The 18,669-nt window shown below is 76.4% G+C and carries 1 protein-coding gene; it reads left to right on the top strand.

Going from position 1 to position 18,669, the window contains the following annotated elements:
- The first annotated feature begins 86 nt into the window (after positions 1-86).
- On the top strand, positions 87-18,668 hold the full coding sequence (locus tag ACF07S_RS21365; RefSeq protein ID WP_391974818.1) for a non-ribosomal peptide synthase/polyketide synthase: 18,582 nt from the start codon (positions 87-89) through the stop codon (positions 18,666-18,668).
- Position 18,669 lies beyond the last annotated feature (1 nt).

Raw genomic sequence — 18,669 nt, 5'->3', positions numbered from 1 at the left:
CCGCACTGCCCAGGTGTGCCCGCAGGCCGCCCGGGAGCGGTGCGCCGGGTCCGCGCGCCGCCCCACCCCCGGAGGACTTCACCCCGATGACGGACCTGCACGCCCAGCGCCCCGCCGCGCCCGCCGGCACCACCCCGTCGGCCCGCGCGGACCACGCCACCCGTCACGTCCCCCTCGGCGAGCTGTTCGCCGGGTGGGTGGAGCGCGACCCGCACGCCCCCGCGGTGACCGACGGCCGGCGCACCTGGTCCTACGGAGAACTCGCGCGGCGGGCCGGCCGTCTCGCCGCCCACCTCGCCGGCACCGGCGCCGGACCGGAGCGGACGGTGGCGCTGGTCCTGCCGCGCTCGATGGAACTGATCGCCGCCGAGCTGGCCGTCACCCTGACCGGTGCCGCCTTCCTCCCCGTGGATCCCGGCTATCCGGCCGAACGGCGGGCCCTGATGCTCGCCGAGGCCGCGCCGGCCGTCGTCCTGGACGACCCGGACCGGGTCCGCGCGCTGATGGACGCCGGGGACCGGGAGGCGCACCCACCCGGGAGCCGGGTGCTCCCCGACCACGCGGCGTACGTCATCTTCACCTCCGGCTCCACCGGCACCCCCAAGGGCGTCACCGTCACCCACCGCGGCATCGGCGGGTTCACCGCGGCCGCCGCCGAGCGGTACGCCGTCGGCCCGGGCGACCGCGTGCTGCAGTTCTCCTCACCCAGCTTCGACGCCTCCGTACTGGAACTGTGCGTCTCCGTCCTGTCCGGCGCCCTGCTGGTCGTACCGCCGGACGGGCCCTGGCTGGGCGACGAACTGGCCGCCGTCCTGGACGAGCACCGCATCACCCACGCCCTCATACCGCCCGCCGCCCTCGCCACCCTGCCCGACCCGGCGGACACCGGCGGCGCGCCGCACCTGCGCACCCTGATCGTGGGGGCCGAGGCGTGCCCGGCCGCGCTCGTCGACCGGTGGGCACCCGGCCGCCGCATGATCAACTCCTACGGGCCGACCGAGGCCACCGTCGTCGCCACCTGGACCGGGCCGCTGGCCGCCGGCACCGGGACCCCGGCCATCGGCAGCCCGCTGCCCGGCACCGAGGCCCACGTCCTGGACGCGGCGATGCGCCCGGTGCCGCCCGGCACGGAGGGGGAACTGTACGTGGGCGGCGACGGGCTGGCCCGCGGCTACCTCGGCCGCCCCGGCCTGACCGCGACCCGGTTCGTCGCCCACCCCGCCGGCCCGCCCGGCGCCCGCCTCTACCGCACCGGCGACCGGGTGCGCCGCGGGGCGGACGGCGAGCTGGAGTTCCTCGGCAGGACCGACCGGCAGATCAAGGTGCGCGGCTTCCGCATCGAGCCCGGTGAGATCGAGGCCGCCCTGACCCGGGACCCCGGCGTCCGTGAGGCCGTCGTCGTGGTCCGCGAGGAGGAACCCGCCCGCGGCCGGCTCGTCGGCTACGTCACGCCCGCCGACCCGGCCCGCGGAGCCGATCCGGCCCGGCTGCGTGCCGCCCTCGCGGCCACCCTGCCGGCCCACATGGTGCCCTCCGCGGTCGTCGTCCTGGACGCGCTGCCGCTCACCCCGCAGCACAAGATCGACCTGAGGGCCCTGCCCGCGCCCGCCCCCGGCGGTGCGCCGGCCGAGGAGCGCGTCGAGCCGCGCACCGACGACGAGCGGGCCCTGGCCGCGATCTGGGCCGACGTCCTCGGCGCCGACGCCGTCGGCGTCACCGACGACTTCTTCGACCTGGGCGGCGATTCGATCCTCGCCGCCCGTGCCCTGACGCGGATCAGGGACGTCCTCGGCGTCCGGCTCTCCCTGCGCGACGTGTTCACCGCGCGGACCGTCGCCGCCCTCGCCCCACTGGCCGCCGAGCCGTCCGCCGCCGCACCGCCGGACCCGATCGCCCCCGCCCCGCGCGGAAAGCCCGTCCCGCTGTCCAACGCCCAGCGACGCCTGTGGTTCCTCGACGACCTCGCCGACGGCGGGACCGAGTACAACACCGGCGTGGCGCTGCGGTTGCGCGGTCCGCTCGACACGGCGGCCCTGCGACGCGCCCTGGACCGGCTCGCCGCCCGCCACGACTCCCTGCGCACCACCTTCGCCACCGTCGACGGCCGGGGCGTCCAGCTGATCGCCGACGAGGCGGCGCTCCCCCTGCACACCTCCGACGTCGCGCACCTGCCCGCCGGCCGGCGGGACGAGGCCGTCGAACGCCTGCTGACCGGGGAACTGCGGCGCCCCCACGACCTGACGACGGGGCCGCTGACCCGGGCGCTGCTCGTCCGCCGCGGCCCCGGGGACCACGTCCTGCTGCTGGCCCAGCACCACATCGTCACCGACGGCTGGTCGGTCGGTGTCCTGACCCGGGACCTGGCCGCGCTCTACCGCGCCGAGGCGACCGGCGAACCGGACGGCCTTCCCCGGCCGGGCGTGCAGTACCCGGACTTCGCGCTGTGGGAACGCGAGCGGCGCACCGGCGACACGGACGCCGACGGCCTCGGCTACTGGAAGCGCCACCTGGCCGGCATGCAGCAGCTCGAGCTGCCCACCGACCGGCCCCGGCCGGCGGTGCGCACCACCGCGGGCGCGGCACACCGCCACGACCTCCCGCACCACCTGGTGGACCGGCTGCGGCACCTGGCCGCGGGCCGCGGCACGACCGTCTTCACGCTGTTCGCCGGGGCGGCGGCGGTGCTGTTCTCCCGCTGCTCCGGGCAGCGGGACGTGGCGTTCGGGACCGTCACCAACGGACGGGACCGCCGCGAACTGGAGGACGTGACGGGCTTCTTCGCCAACACCGTCGTGCTGCGCGCCGAGGTCGACGACGCCGTCACGGTCGACCGGTTCGTGGCGGCCATGCGGGCGACCGTGCTGGACGCCTTCGCGCACGACGGCGTGCCGTTCGACCGGGTGGTCGAGGAACTGGCCCCGCCGAGAGACCCCAGCCGCACTCCGCTGGTCCAGGTACTGGTGGTGCAGCAGGCGGCGCCCGCCCGGCCGCCGCTGGCGGCCGGGGTGCGGATCGAGGACCATCCGCTGCCCCGCCCGGCCGCCCGCTTCGACCTCGTGCTGGAGTTCGCGCCGCGCGCCGACGGCGGCTGCGAGCTGACGGTCGAGTACAACACCGACCTGTTCGAGGCGGAGACCGTGGCCCGGATGAGCCGCGGGCTGCACCACCTGCTGGAGGGGATGGCGGACGGCCCGCACCGGACGCTGGCCGAACTGCCGCTGCTGTCGGACGAGGAGCGCCGCACGCTCCTCGACACCTGGAACCCGCCCGTGCCGGCCGGCGGCCACGCCGAGGACGCCACCCTCCCGGCGCTGTTCGAGGCGCAGGTGGCCCGGACCCCCGACCGGACCGCCGTGACGTGCGGCGGGACCCGGCTGGACTACGCCGGGCTGAACCGGCGCGCCAACCGGCTCGCGCGGCTGCTGACGGCGCGGGGCGCCGGCCCGGAGTCCCTGGTGGCGCTGTGCCTGCCGCGCTCCGTCGACCTGCTGACGGTGCTGTGGGCGGTCCTGAAGTCGGGCGCCGGATACCTGCCCGTCGATCCCGGCTACCCGGCCGAGCGGATCCGTTTCATGCTCGACGACGCGGCCCCCGCCCTCGTCGTCGCCACCCGCGAAACCGCCCACGCCCTCCCCGACGACTGCGAGCCGCTGCTCCTGGAGGACGCCGGGCCGTCCGACGCCGGTGCCCCGGACCCGGCCGACGCCGACCCGGCCGACGCCGACCCGGCCGACGCCGACCGGACCCGGCCGCTGGACCCGTCGCACCCGGCCTACGTCATCTACACCTCCGGTTCCACCGGCCGCCCCAAGGGCGTGGTCGTCACCCACCGCAGCGTGGCCGCGCTGGCCGCCTGGGCGGAGGAGAGGTTCGGCCCGAGCGGACTGGCGCACGTCGTCGCGTCCACCTCCCTCAACTTCGACGTGTCCGTCTTCGAGCTGCTGTGCCCCCTGCTGGCCGGCGGCGGCGTCGAGGTGGTCGCCGACCTCCCGGCCCTCGCCGACGGCCACGGCCCGCGCCGGGCCGGACTCCTCAGCGGCGTCCCGTCCGTGCTCTCCCGCGTGCTCGGCGGCGACGGCGCCGTCGAGGCGGACACCGTCGTCCTGGCCGGCGAGGCCCTGCCCGCCCGGACCGTGCGGGACATCAGGGACGCCATGCCCTCGGCCCGGATCGCGAACATCTACGGACCCACCGAGGCCACCGTCTACGCCACCGCCTGGTTCGCCGACGGCGCCGTCCCCGGCCAGGCCCCGCCCATCGGCCGTCCCGTCGCCCGCACCCGCGTCTACGTGCTCGACCGCCTGCTGCGCCCCCAGCCCCCGGGCGTCACCGGCGAGCTGTACCTCGGCGGCGGCGGACTGGCCCGCGGCTACCTGGGACGCCCCGGCCTGACCGCCGCCCGCTTCATCGCCGACCCCTTCGGTGCCCCCGGTGACCGCATGTACCGCACGGGCGACCGGGTGCGCTGGAGCGCCGACGGCCAGCTGGAGTACCTCGGCCGCCTCGACCAGCAGGTCAAGGTGCGGGGCTTCCGCATCGAGCTGGGCGAGGTCGAGGAGGCCCTGCGCGGCTGCACGGGCGTCGCCGAGGCCGCCGCCACCGTCCGCGACGGCGACGGCCACCGCCGCCTCGCCGGATACGTCGTCCCCGTCCCCGGCACCCGTGTGGAACCGGAGGCGGTACGCCGCGAACTCGGCCGGACCCTGCCCGACTACATGGTCCCCGCGGCCGTCGTGGTGCTGCCCGCCCTGCCGCTCAACCCCAACGGCAAACTGGACCGCGCGAAGCTGCCCGACCCGGCACCGGCCGGACCCGCGGTCCGCCACGTCGCGCCCCGCACTCCCACCGAGCGGACCCTCGCCGCCATCTGGACCGACGTCCTGCACGTGGAGCGGGTCGGAGCGGACGACAACTTCTTCGCACTGGGCGGCGACTCCATCCTCAGCATCCAGGTCGTCGCCCGGGCCCGGCAGGCGGGCCTCACGATCACCTCGCGGGACGTCTACCGGCACCAGACGGTCGCCGCCCTGGCCCGCTGCGCCGACGAGGCGGGAAGCCGGCGGCCCGCCGCGCCCGCCCCCGTCGAGGCGACCGGCACCGCGCCGCTGACACCCATCCAGCACTGGCTGTTCGGCAGCGCCGCGGAACGGGCCGGGCACTTCGCCCAGACGCTCTCGGTGGAACTGCACACCGGTGTGGACGCGACCGCCCTCGAAGACGCCCTCAACGACGTCGTCGCCCACCACGACGCGCTGCGCTCCCGCTTCCTCACCGACGACGCGGGCGTGCGGTGGCTGATCGACGGGCCGGGCGCGCGCTGCCGCCTCGTCCACCACACCGGCCCGGACACCGGCACCCCGCACCTCGGCCCCCACGACCTGCGCCGCGGCCCGCTGCTGCGCGCCGTCCTGCACGACCGGGGCCCCGGACGACCGCGGGTGCTCCACCTGGCCGTCCACCACCTCGTCGTCGACGGAGTGTCCTGGCGCCTGCTGCTGGAGGACCTCGACCTGGCCTACCGCGCCCGGCGCGCCGGCCGGGACGCGGCGGCGGCGCTGCCCCGGAAGTCCTCCCCGCTGCGGCAGTGGGCCGAACGCCTCGCCGCGCACGCCGCCGCCGGCGGCTTCGACGACGAGAGGGAGTACTGGGAGCGCGCGGCCGAAGGAGCCCGGGCCGCCCTGCCGGCGGACCGGACGGGCACCAACACCTACGCCTCCCAGCGCTCGGTGACGGTACGCCTGGACCCCCGGGACACCGAAGCGCTGCTGCGCACCCTGCCCGGGACCTACCGGACGCGGGCGAACGACGTCCTGCTCGCCGCCCTCGGCCGGACGCTGTGCGGATGGACCGGTCACGACCGGGTGCTGGTGGACGTCGAAGGCCACGGCCGGGAGGAACTGTTCGCCGACGTCGACACCAGCCGCACCGTCGGCTGGTTCACCACCCGCCACCCCGTCGCCCTCGCCGTCCCGTCCGAGGCGCACTGGGACGCCGTGCTCAAGCAGGTCAAGGAGCAGCTGCGCGCGGTTCCCCGGCACGGCCTCGGCCACGGCCTCCTGACCCTGCCGGGCCGCGACGCCGCACCGCTCCCGGCGGTCACCGCGCAGATCAGCTTCAACTACCTGGGCCGCTTCGGGCTCTCCGGGACCTCCGAGGGGCTGTACGCCGGCCCGTTCCGTCCGCTGGAACTGGACGCCGACCCCTCGGCGCCGCGCCCGCACGCCCTGGAGGTCGTGGGGCGGCTGGACGGCGACAGCCTGGAGTTCACCTGGTTCTACTCGGACGAGCTGCACCGGCGGGACACCGTCGCCGGCCTCGCCGGACGGTACGCCGACGAGCTGGCCGGCCTCGCCCGGTACGCGGCCCGGCCCGGCGCCGCCGGACGCACCCCCTCGGACTTCCCGCTGGCCCGCCTGGACCAGACGCACGTCGACCGCATAGCGGGGGAGGACCCGGCCGGGGTCGAGGACGTCCACCCCCTCACGCCCACCCAGGCCGGCATGCTCTTCCACCGGCTCTCGCAGGACGACCGCGGTGTGTACTTCCAGCAGCTGACGTTCGTCCTGGACGGCGTGCCCGACCCGGCCGTGCTGGCGGAGGCATGGCAGCGGGTCACGGACCGTACGCCGGTGCTGCGCGCCCGCGTGGTGTGGCAGGACGTGCCCGAGCCGCTGCTCGTGGTGCAGCGCCGGGCGGCCGTGCCGGTGGAGTCCTCGGACTGGCGCGATCTGTCCGACGCCGGACGGGAGGAGCGGCTGCGCGAACTGCTCGAGGGCGACCGCGCCCGCGGTGTCGACCTGACGCGCGCCCCGCTCCAACGCCTCGCGCTGGCCCGGGTCTCCGACCGTTCGGTCCGTGTCGTGTGGTCCTTCGACCACCTGATCCTGGACGGGTGGAGCCTGTTCCAGGTCCTCTCCGACGTCTTCGCGTGCCACGCCGGACTGTCCGGCGCCGCGGACGTCTCCCCGCCCGACCGCCGCCCCTTCGGCGACTACGTCGCCTGGCTGCTCGGCCGCGCCGACCGGGCCGGGGCCGAACGGCACTGGCGGACCCGCCTGAACGGCCTGGGCGAGGCCACCGCGCTGCCCTTCGACCGCGAGCCCCGCGAGAGCCACCGCGCGGAGTCCACACGGGCGGTACGCGTCACGGTGCCCGAGGCCACCACCCGGGCACTGGAGGGCCTGGCCAGATCGGCGGGCCTGACGATGAACACCCTCGTGCAGGGCGCCTGGGCGCTGCTGCTGAGCCGCCAGGCGGCCCGCGACGAGGTGGTCTTCGGCACCACCGTGTCCGGACGGCCGCCCGAGCTGCCCGGGGCCGACACCATGACCGGCCTGTTCATCGCGACCCTGCCCACCCGCGTGACCGTGCCGCGGGACGAGACGCTGCTCACCTGGCTGGGCCGGCTCCAGCAGGAGCAGAGCGAGGACCGCCGCCACGGCCACGTGCCGCTGCACCACATGACGGCGTTCACCGAACTGCCCGAACGCGTCGCCCTGTTCGACAGCATCGTGGTGTTCGAGAACTATCCGGTCGACGACGGTCTCGCCGCCGCGCACGGCCTGCGGCTCAGCGGCCTGGACGGCATCGAGACCACCAACTACCCGCTCGGCCTGGTCGCCTACCCCGGCACGGAACTCGCCCTGCGCCTCGGCTACGACCCGGACCTCTTCGACGCCGCCACCGTCGAGCGGATGGCCGAGTACCTCACCGTCCTGCTGGAGGGCTTCGCCACCGCACCGCGGAGCGCGCCCGCACGCCTGCCCCTGCTGACGGCCGCCCGCCGCGAGCAGGTGCTCCACACGTGGAACGACACGGCCACGGGCACCCCCGCGGCGACCACCGCCGACCTCTTCGCCGCGCAGGTGCGGCGCACTCCCGACGCCGTCGCGCTGCTGGCCGGCGACGAGCGGCTCACCTACCGGGAACTCGACGACCGCGCCACGGCACTGGCCGGCCGGCTGGCCGCGCTCGGGGTCCGCCCGGAGGTGCCCGTCGGCGTCCTCATGGACCGCTCGGCCGCGCTCGTCGTCACCCAGGTCGCCCTCGCCCGCCTCGGCGGCGTGTACGTCCCGCTCGACGGCAGGGCGCCGCGGGAACGGCTGCGCACCATGCTCGGCGAAGCCGGCACCGACCTGCTGCTCACGGACGACGCCTGGCGGGAGACGGCCGCGGCCCTCCTGCCGGACGGGCGCGTCCTGCGGCCCGAGGACGACACCGCCGACGGTTCCCCCGGCGCGATCGCGTCCCGCGTGCACCCCGACAACGTCCAGTACCTCATGTTCACCTCCGGCTCCACCGGCAACCCCAAGGGCGTGGCGGTGCGCCAGCGGGACGTGGCGGCGCTCGCCCTCGACCGCGCCTTCGCCGCCCACGACCGCGTCCTCGTGCACTCCCCGCACGCCTTCGACGCCTCCACCTACGAGGTGTGGGTGCCGCTGCTGCGCGGCGGCACGGCCGTGCTCGCCCCGCCCGGGGACCTCGAAGCCGCCACCGTGCGTCACGCGATCCGCGAACAGGGCGTGAACTGCCTGTTCCTGACGATCGGTCTGTTCCGCCTCCTCGCCCAGGAGGACCCCGGCTGCCTGCGCGGCGCGCGCGAGGTGTGGACCGGCGGCGAGGCCGTGCCCGGCTCCGCCGTGCGGCGCGTGCTGGACGCCTGCCCGGACCTCACCGTCGTCGACGTGTACGGACCGACCGAGGTCACCACCTTCGCCACCCGGCGGGTCTTCCGCGCCGGTGACGCGCTGCCCGCGGCCCTGCCCATCGGCCGTCCCCTGGACGACACCCGCGCGTACGTCCTGGACGCCGCCCTCCAGCCGCAGCCGCCCGGCATACCGGGCGAGCTGTATCTCGCGGGCGCCGGACTGGCCCGTGGCTACGCCGGGCGTCCCGGCGCGACGGCGGCCCGCTACCTGGCCGACCCGTTCGGCCCGCCCGGCGGCCGGATGTACCGCACCGGCGACATCGTGCGCTGGAGCGCCGACGGCCACCTGCACTTCGTGGGACGCGCCGACGACCAGATCAAGATCCGCGGCTTCCGCGTCGAACCCGCCGAGATCGAGGCGCGGCTCACCGCCCACCCGGAGATCGCCGAGGCGGTCGTGTCGGTGGCGCGGCACGCGGGACGCAAACGCCTGGTCGCCCACCTCGTACCCGCCCCCGGCGCGGCCGTCCCGGCGGCGGCCGAGCTGCGCGAGCGCCTGTCCGGCGCACTGCCCGACTACATGGTGCCGGCCGCGTTCGTCACCGTGGCGAAGCTGCCCCTGACCGCGAACGGCAAGGTCGACCGGCGGCGCCTGCCCGACCCCGGCCTGCCGGCGGTGGACGACACGGCCTACCGCGCGCCGCGCACCGACGCCGAGCGGGTGCTGGCCGGCATCTGGGCCGACCTCCTCGGCGTGGAACGGATCGGCGCCGACGACAACTTCTTCATGCTGGGCGGCGACTCGATCGTCAGCATCCAGGTCGTCTCCCGCGCCCGCACCGCCGGGCTCGCGCTGACCCCGAGGGACCTGTTCCGGCACCCCACGCTCGCCGCCCTGGCCACCGCCGCGACCGGCGCCGCCGCGACCGTCGCGGGCACCGCCGAGGTGTCCGGCGAGGTCGGGCTCACCTCGATCCAGCGCTGGTTCCTCGACGCCGAACCGCCGCGCCCGGAGTACTTCAACCAGTCCGTGACCGCCGAGACGGCCGAGGACGTGGACGCCGGCGCGCTGAGCACCGCCCTGGCCGCGTTGTGGGCCCACCACGACGCCCTGCGCGCCCGCTTCACCCGCACGGCGGACGGCACCTGGCACCAGGAGTACGCCGCCCCGGACGCCGGGGCACCGGAGCTGCTGCGGGTGCACGATCTCAGCGGTCTCGACGCGCGGGACACCGAGGCGGCCGAGGCCCGCCTGTCGGAGGAGGCGCACACCGGGTTCCGGCTGGACACCGGCCCCCTGATCGCCGCCCGCCTGTTCACCGGCGGGCACCGGGCACCCCGCCTGCTGCTGACCGCCCACCACCTGATCGTCGACGGCGTCTCCTGGCGCGTCCTGCTGGAGGACCTGGAGACCGCCTACGCGCAGGCCCGGGCCGGTGAGCGGACACGGCTGCCGCAGCGCACCACGTCCGTACGGGAATGGGTACGGCGGCTCACCGAGCGCGCCGGCGAGACGGACTTCGCCGCGCAGCGTGCCCACTGGGACACCGTGGCCCGGCACTGCGCCGACCCGCTGCCGACGGACCTCGACGGCGGCAACACCGCCGCCGACCTGCGCACGGTGACCGTACGCCTCGACCGCCGGCGGACCGACGACCTCCTGCGCAAGGTCCCCGGCGCCTACCGCACCCGCATCGACGACGTCCTGCTGACCGCCCTCGGCCGCGTGCTGGCCGACTGGACCGGCCGCGCCGCCGTCGCCGTGGGACTGGAGGGACACGGCCGCGAGGACCAGCTCTTCGACGACCTCGACCTGTCCCGCACGGTCGGCTGGTTCACCAGCCTCTACCCCGTCGCCCTCGAACTGCCCAAGGGGGACTGGGGGGCCGCCCTGAAGTCCGTGAAGGAGCAGCTCCGGGCCGTACCCGACCGGGGCGTCGGCTACGGCGCGCTGCGCCACCTGGCGGGCGACGAGCGGCTCGCCGCCGCGCCGCTGCCCGGCATCAGCTTCAACTACCTGGGCCGGTTCGACTGGTCGGCCGACGGCGGCGCGCTGGTCCGGTCCGTACCCGGCGGCCTGGGCGGCGCCGAGGACCCCGGGGCGCCGCGTCCGCACCTGCTGGACGTGGTGGCCCGCGTCGAGGACGGCGAACTGGAGATCACCTGGCACTACAGCGGTGGACGCCACCGTGAGGAGACGGTCGCCTCGCTCGCCGGGGGCATGCTGCGGTCACTGGAGGAGATCGTCGCGCACTGCGCCGCCCCGGACGCCGGCGGCCGCACGCCCTCGGACTTCCCGCTGGCCCGGCTCGACCAGAGTGCCGTGGACCGGGTCGTGGGGGACGGGCGCGCGGTCGAGGACGTGTACCCGCTGACGCCGATGCAGGCGGGCATGCTGTTCCACAGCCTCATGGACCCGCGGGGCCGCACGTACGTCAACCAGGTGCAGGTGGTGCTGCGCGGCGTCACCGACCCGCACGCGCTCGCCGAGGCGTGGCAGCGCACGGCGGACGCCAACCCGGTCCTGCGGACCCGGCTGGTGTGGCAGGAGACCGCGACACCCCTGCAGGTGGTGGAGCGGCGGGCCACCGTGCCCGTCACGCACCACGACTGGTCGGGGTGGCCCGCCGAACGGTGCGCGCGGGAGACGGAGCCGCTGCTCGACGCGGACCGGCGGGCCGGGATCGACCTCGGCGCGGCCCCGCTCATGCGGCTCGCGCTGATCCGGCTGGCACCGGACCGGGTGCGCATGGTGTGGACGTTCCACCACGTCCTGCTCGACGGCTGGAGCGCGGCCCAGGTCTTCGACGAGGTCTGCGAGCGGTACGCGGGCCTCACCGCCGGACACCGCCCGCAGGTGCCCGGCCGGGCGCCCTTCGCCGACTACCTGCGGTGGCTGGCCGCCCAGGACAGCGGCCGCGCGGAACGCTATTGGCGCGAGACCCTCGCCGGGTTCGCCGTCCCCACCGGGCTGCCGCGCGACCGGCGCCCCGCCGACGCCCACCGCACGTCCTCGTCGGGAACGGTCCGGGTGGCCCTCGGGCGTGAGGTGTCGGCGCGGCTGAAGGAGACCGCGCAGCGGGCCGGGCTGACCGTCAACACGGTGCTCCAGGGCGCCTGGGGACTGCTGCTGCACCACTACGGCGGCGGTGACGACGTCGTCTTCGGCACCACCGTCTCCGGCCGCCCGGCCGAACTGCCCGGCGTGACCTCCATGGTGGGCCTGTTCATCAACACCCTGCCCACCCGGCTGCGGATCGACGGGCGGCGCCCCCTGCTGGACTGGCTGCGCGAGGTGCAGGCCGCCCAGTCGGAGGCCCGGCGCCACGACTTCGTCTCCCTGGCCCAGTTGCAGAACTGGAGCGAGGTGCCCGGCGGCACCAACCTGTTCGACAGCATCGTCGTCTTCGAGAACTACCCGTTCGACGAAGGCGCCCTGGCCCGGCACGGGATCGCCGTCGAGCACGAACGCGACCTGGAGCCGACGAACTACCCGCTCAGCGTGGTCGTCGCCCCCGGCGACGACGTGACGGTGTCCCTGGACTACGACCCGGCGGCCTTCGACGCCGCCACCGTCGAAGGGATCGGCGCGAGCCTGCGCACCCTGCTGACGCGGATCGCCGCCGACGCCGACCGCTGCCTGGCCGACCTGCCGCCGCTCGAACCGGCCGACGCTCGCCGCCTGCTGGACCGGCTCGCGGGACCGGTCGCCGAGCTGCCGCACCGCACCCTCCCGGACGTCTTCGCGGCCCGGGCCGCCCGCGTCCCCGACGCCCCGGCCGTGACCGCCGGCGCCGAGAACCTGACGTACCGTCAGCTCGACGAGCGGGCCAACCGCCTGGCCCGCCTCCTGATCGAGGCCGGGGCCGGACCGGAGCGGTTCGTCGCGCTGGCCCTGCCCCGCACCGCCGACCTGATCGTGGCGCTCCTCGCGGTCCTCAAGAGCGGCGCCGCCTACCTGCCGGTCGACCCCGGCCATCCGGCCGAGCGCATCGCGTTCCTCTTCGAGGACGTACGGCCCGACGCGGTGATCACCTGCGCGGAGACCTCCGGGCGGCTGCCGGACGGCCCTTGCACCCGGATCGCCCTGGACGACCCGGCCTGCGCCGGGCGCCTGACCGCCGCGTCCGCCGCGCCGGTCGGTGACGGCGAGCGGCGCGGCGGGCTGCTGCCGGACCACCCCGCCTACGTCATCCACACCTCCGGCTCCACCGGCCGGCCCAAGGGCGTCGTGGTCTCCCACGCCTCGGTGGTGGCGCTGGCCGACTGGGCCGCCGCCGAGTTCACCGGCCGCGGGCTCGCCCACGTGGTGGCCTCCACGTCGCTCAACTTCGACGTGTCCGTGTTCGAGATCCTCTCGCCGCTGCTGGCGGGCGGCCGCATCGAGCTCGTCCGCGACCTGCTGGCCCTCGCCGAGCGGCCCGGGCCGTGGCGCGCGGGACTGCTCAGCGCCGTCCCCTCCGCCCTGGGCCGCCTGCTCGCCGAGGACACCGTGCGCGTCAGCGCCGACACCGTCGTCCTGGCGGGCGAGGCGCTGCCCGCCCGCGCCGTCCAGCAGGTCCGCGCGGCCGTCCCCGGCTGCCGGGTCATGAACATCTACGGCCCCACCGAGGCCACCGTCTACGCCACCGCCTTCACCTGCGACCCGGCCGACCCCGACCGGGTCCCGCCCATCGGCCGGCCCGTCGGCGGCGCCCGCGCCTACGTCCTCGACACGGCCATGCGCCCCGTGCCCGTCGGGGCGCCCGGCGAGCTGTACCTGGCCGGGACCGGCGTGGCCCGCGGCTACCTGAACCGGCCGGGCCTGACCGCCTCCCGCTTCCTCGCCGACCCCTTCGGACCGCCCGGCAGCCGCATGTACCGCACCGGCGACCTGGTCCGCTGGACGGCCGACGGCGACCTGCTGTACCTCGGCCGCGGCGACGACCAGGTGAAGGTGCGCGGCTTCCGCATCGAGCTCGGCGAGGTGGAGGCCGCGCTGGCCCGGCACCCGCAGGTGGCCGCCGCGGCCGCCCGGGTCGTGGAACACGACGGCCACAAGCGCCTCGTGGGCTACGCCGTGCCGCGCGGCGCCGCCGCCCCGGCACCGGCGGACCTGCGCGCCTTCCTCGCCCGGACGCTGCCCGACCACCTGGTCCCGGCGGTCGTGGTGCCGCTGGAGCGGCTGCCGCTGGGCGCCACCGGCAAGCTGGACCGGCGGGCCCTGCCCGCGCCCGTGTGGTCCGCCGCCACCACCGAGGGCAACCGGCCGCCGCGCACCGCCGCCGAGCGGACGCTGGCCGCGATCTGGTCCGAGGTGCTGGGCGTGCCCGACGTGGGCGCCACCGACAACTACTTCATGCTCGGCGGCGACTCCATCCTCGGCATCCAGATCGTCTCCGCCGCCCGCCGCGCCGGCCTCGCGCTCACGCCCCGGCACCTCTTCCAGCACCAGACCGTCGCCGAACTGGCCACCGCGGTCCAGGAGTTCCCGGCCGCGGCGGCCACCGCCGAGCAGGGCCCGGTCGTCGGGGACGTCCCCCTCACTCCCGTACAGCACTGGCTGTTCGACACGCTCACCGGCGACCCGGCCCGCTTCACCCAGGCGGTCTCCTTCGAGCTGGCGTCCGACACCGACGAGGCGCTGCTGCGCGGCGCCCTCGCGGCGGTGCTGGAGCAGCACGACGCGCTGCGCATGCGCTACGAACCGGCCGGCGACGGACGGTGGCGCCAGCACGGCGCCCCGCCCGGCGCCGCACCGCACCTGGAGGTGCGCGACACCCCGGAGGAGCCGGCCGCCGTGGCCGCCGGCCTGTGCGCCGCGTTCGACCTGACGGAGGGACCGCTGCTCAAGGCCGCCCTGTGCCGGCCGGACGACCACCGGCCGCCCGTGCTGGTGCTGGCCGCCCACCACCTGGTCGTCGACGCGGTGTCCTGGCGCGTCGTCCTGGAGGACCTCGACACCGCCCACCGGGCACTGCGCGCCGGGGAGACGCCCGACCTGGGGGCGAAGACGACCTCGTTCCGCGCCTGGGCCCGGCGCCTGGCCGCGCACACCGCCGACGGCGGCTTCGACGACGAGATCGCGCACTGGAGCGGCCTGCGCCCCACCGCCCTGCCGACCGACCTCGCCGGCGGCAACACCGCGGCCGACGAGGAGACCGTGACGGTGAGCCTGGGCGGCGAGGACACCCGCCGGCTCCTCCAGGACGTGCCGGACGCCTACCGCACCCGCGTCAACGACGTCCTGCTGTGCGCCCTCGGCCGGGTCCTGGCCCGCTGGACGGGGCGGGACCGGGTGGTGGTCGCGCTGGAGGGTCACGGCCGCGAGGACCTGTTCGACGACGTCGACCTCGCCCGTACCGTCGGCTGGTTCACCACCATGTTCCCCGTCGCCCTCGACGTGCCCCGCGACGCCGGTCCCGGGACCGCGCTGAAGACGGTCAAGGAGAACCTGCGGGCCGTCCCGCGCGGGGGAGTGGGCTACGGCGCACTGCGGCACCTGCACCCCACGGCGGGGCGCGAGCTGCCCGGCCTGCCCCAGGTGGGCTTCAACTACCTGGGACAACAGGACTGGAACGCGGCCGAGGGCGGCCTGCTGCGCGCGCCCCACGGCGGGCTGAGCGGCGGCATGGACCGCTCGGCGGACCGGCCGCACCTCATCGACGTCCTCGGCCGGGTCACCGGCAAGCGGCTGGAGTTCACCTGGTCCTACTCCCGGCGGGTGCACCGGCACGACACCGTCGTACGCCTCGCGGAGGAGACGGCGGAGGAACTGCGGCGGATCGTCCGGCACTGCGCCGGACCCGGCGCGGGCGGCCGTACCCCGTCGGACTTCCCGCTGGCCGCACTGGACCAGGCGGCCGTCGACCGGCTCGTCGGCGACGGGCGCGAGGTGACGGACGTCTACCCGCTCACGCCCACGCAGACCGGCATGGTCGTGCACGGCATGGACGAGCCCGGTGAGGGCCTGTACGTCGAGCAGATCACCTTCGTCGCGGACGGCGTGCGCGAGCCCCGGCTGCTGGCGGCCGCCTGGCAGCACGTCGTGGACCGCACGCCCGTGCTGCGGACCGCCGTGGCCCCGGGCGAGGTGCCGGTCCCCCTCCAGACCGTGCGCCGCCACGTCACCCTGCCCGTCACCGCACTCGACTGGAGCGGCCTGGACCCGGCGCGGCGGGACGCCGAACTCCGGCGGCTGCTCGAGGAGGACCGCGCCCGCGGCATCGCCCTGGACCGTCCCCCGCTGCTGCGCGTCTCCCTGATCCGGCTCGGCCCCGACGAGGTGCGCGTGGTGTGGACCTTCCACCACGTCCTGCTGGACGGGTGGAGCGTCTTCCACGTGCTGTCGGACGTGATGGCCGCACACGCCGCGCTCGCCGCCGGCGGCGAGCCGCGGCTGCCGCTGCGGCGGCCCTTCGCGGACTACGCCGCCTGGCTGGCCGGCCGGGACACCGCCGCCGCCGAGGAACACTGGAAGGCCGCCCTCGCCGGCTACTCCGCGCCCACCCCGCTGCCGTACGACCGCAGGCCCGCCCCGGGCGCCGCCGCCCGGTCGGGAACCTGGCTGTCCCGGCGGCTCGGCGCCGAGGGCACGGCCCGGCTGACGGACTTCGCCCGCCGCCACCGGCTCACCCTCAACACGCTGGTGCAGGGCGCCTGGGCGCTGCTGCTGGCGCGTTCCAGCGGCGAGCGGGAGGTGTGCTTCGGCACCACCGTCTCCGGCCGGCCCGCCGACCTGCCGGGCGCGGACACGATCACCGGCCTGTTCATCACCACCCTGCCCGCGCGGGTCGCCGTGGACGAGTCCACGCCGTGCGCCGCGTGGCTGCGGGAGCTCCAGGCCGCCCGCGCGGAGGACCGGCGGTTCGACCACGTGCCGCTGACCGACGTGCACCAGTGGAGCGAACTGCCCCCCGGGACGTCCCTGTTCGACAGCCTGCTGGTCTTCGAGAACTATCCCGTGGGCGACGCCACCGCCGGCGCCCACGGCGTGCGCATCCGGGACCTCGACGCCCGCGAGGCGACCAACTACCCGCTCACCGTGGTGATCTCGCCCGGCGACGAACTGAGCGTGGAACTCGGCTACGACCCCCGGTACTTCGAGGAGACCACCGCCCACGCCCTGGCCGCCCGGCTGCTGCAGACCCTGTCCGCCCTCGCCGGATCCGCCGACCCGGCGCCGCTGCACGCGGTCGACGTGCTGCCGCCCGGCGAACGGCACCGGCTGCTGCACGGCCCCGCCCGCCCCCCGTCACCGCCGGTGCCCCCGGCGACGCTGCCCGCGCTGATCGAGGCCGCGGCCGACCGGTGGCCCGGCCGGACCGCCCTCGACACGGGAGGGACGCGGCTGACCTTCGGCGAGGCGGAGGCACACGCCAACCGGCTGGCGCACCGGCTCATCGCACGCGGGGCGGGGCCCGGCGACATCGTCGCGCTGGTCCTGCCGCGCTCGGCGGACATGGTCCTCGCCCAGCTCGCCGTGGCCAAGGCAGGGGCCGCCTTCCTCCCGGTGGACCCCGGCTACCCGGCCGAGCGGGTCGCGCTGATGCTGCGCGACGCGGACCCCGCCGTCACGCTCACCGCCGAGGAGGTCGCCGGCCTGCTCGCCGCGCCGCCCGACGGCACCCCCGGCCACCGGCCCGCCGCCACCGACCGCGTCCGCCCCCTCCACCTCGACGATCCGGCGTACGTCATCTACACCTCCGGCTCCACGGGCACCCCCAAGGGCGTCGTCGTCACCCACCGGGGACTGGCCGGCTTCGCCGCCGCCGAGGCCGCGCACTACCGGGTCGGACCGGGGGACAGGGTCCTGGCCTTCGCCACGCCCAGCTTCGACGCCTCCGTGCTGGAGCTGTGCATGTCGCTGCCGAACGGCGCGGCCCTCGTCGTACCGCCGCCCGGCCCGCTGCTCGGCGCGGAACTGGCCGGCGTCCTGCGCACCGCGCGCATCACCCACACCCTGCTGCCGCCCGCCGCGCTCGCCACCCTCCCGCCGGACACCCCCGGCACCCTGCCGGACCTGCGCACCCTGGTGGTCGGCGCCGACGCCTGCCGGGCCGAACTGGTCGCCCGATGGGCACCGCACCACCGCATGGTCAACTCCTACGGGCCCACCGAGGCGACCGTCGTCGCCACCTGGTCCGACCCGCTGGAACCGGACGGCTCCGCGCCGCCCATCGGCCGCGCGCTGCCCGCCACCGGCGCCTACGTCCTCGACGCGCGCCTGCGCCCCGTCCCCGACGGCGTGCCCGGTGAACTGTGGCTCGCCGGGCCGGCCCTGGCCCGCGGCTACCTGGGCCGCCCCGGCCTGACCGCGGCCCGCTTCACCGCCGACCCGTTCGGGGCGCCCGGCACCCGCATGTACCGCACCGGCGACCTGGTCCGCCGCGACGCCCGCGGCGAACTGCACCACCTCGGACGCACCGACCACCAGATCAAGGTGCGCGGCCACCGCATCGAGGCCGGCGAGGTGGAGGCGACCCTGGTGCGCCACCCGGCGGTGCTGGACGCCGTGGTGAGCGTGCGGGAGGACGAACCGGGGCTGCCGCGCCTGGTGGCCCACCTGTTGCTCGCGCCGGGTGCCGAGCCGCCCGCCGGCGCGGAACTGCGGGCCTTCGCCGCCCGCACCCTGCCCGGCCCCATGGTGCCCTCGGCGTTCGTGACGCTGGACCGCTTCCCGCTCACGGAGAACGGCAAGACCGACCGGGCCGCGCTGCCCGCGCCCGGCCCGGACACGCAGGAGCGGACCGCCGGGCACGTGCCGCCCCGCACCCCCACGGAGGAGGCGGTCGCCGCCCTGTGGGAGGAGGCGCTGGGCACCGCCGTGGGAGTCGAGGACGACTTCTTCGCCCTGGGCGGCGACTCCCTGCGCGCCCTGCGGGTGGCCTCCCGCGCCAACGACACCTTCGGCGTGACCCTCACGCCCCGCGACGTCCTGGTCAACCGCACCGTCGCCGCCCTGGCGGACCTGGTGGAGGAGCAGGTGCTGAGCGAACTCGAAGACGCCGCACGCGGCGACAGCGACCACGACGAACGGTGAG

Source organism: Streptomyces sp. NPDC016640, assembly GCF_043076215.1.
GTDB lineage: Bacteria > Actinomycetota > Actinomycetes > Streptomycetales > Streptomycetaceae > Streptomyces.
This window is presented reverse-complemented; position numbering and strand designations above follow the sequence as displayed.

Coding starts and splice junctions, on each gene's coding strand:
- ACF07S_RS21365 (WP_391974818.1), top strand. CDS start 87: ATGACGGACCTGCACGCCCAGCGCCCCGCCGCGCCCGCCGGCACCACC.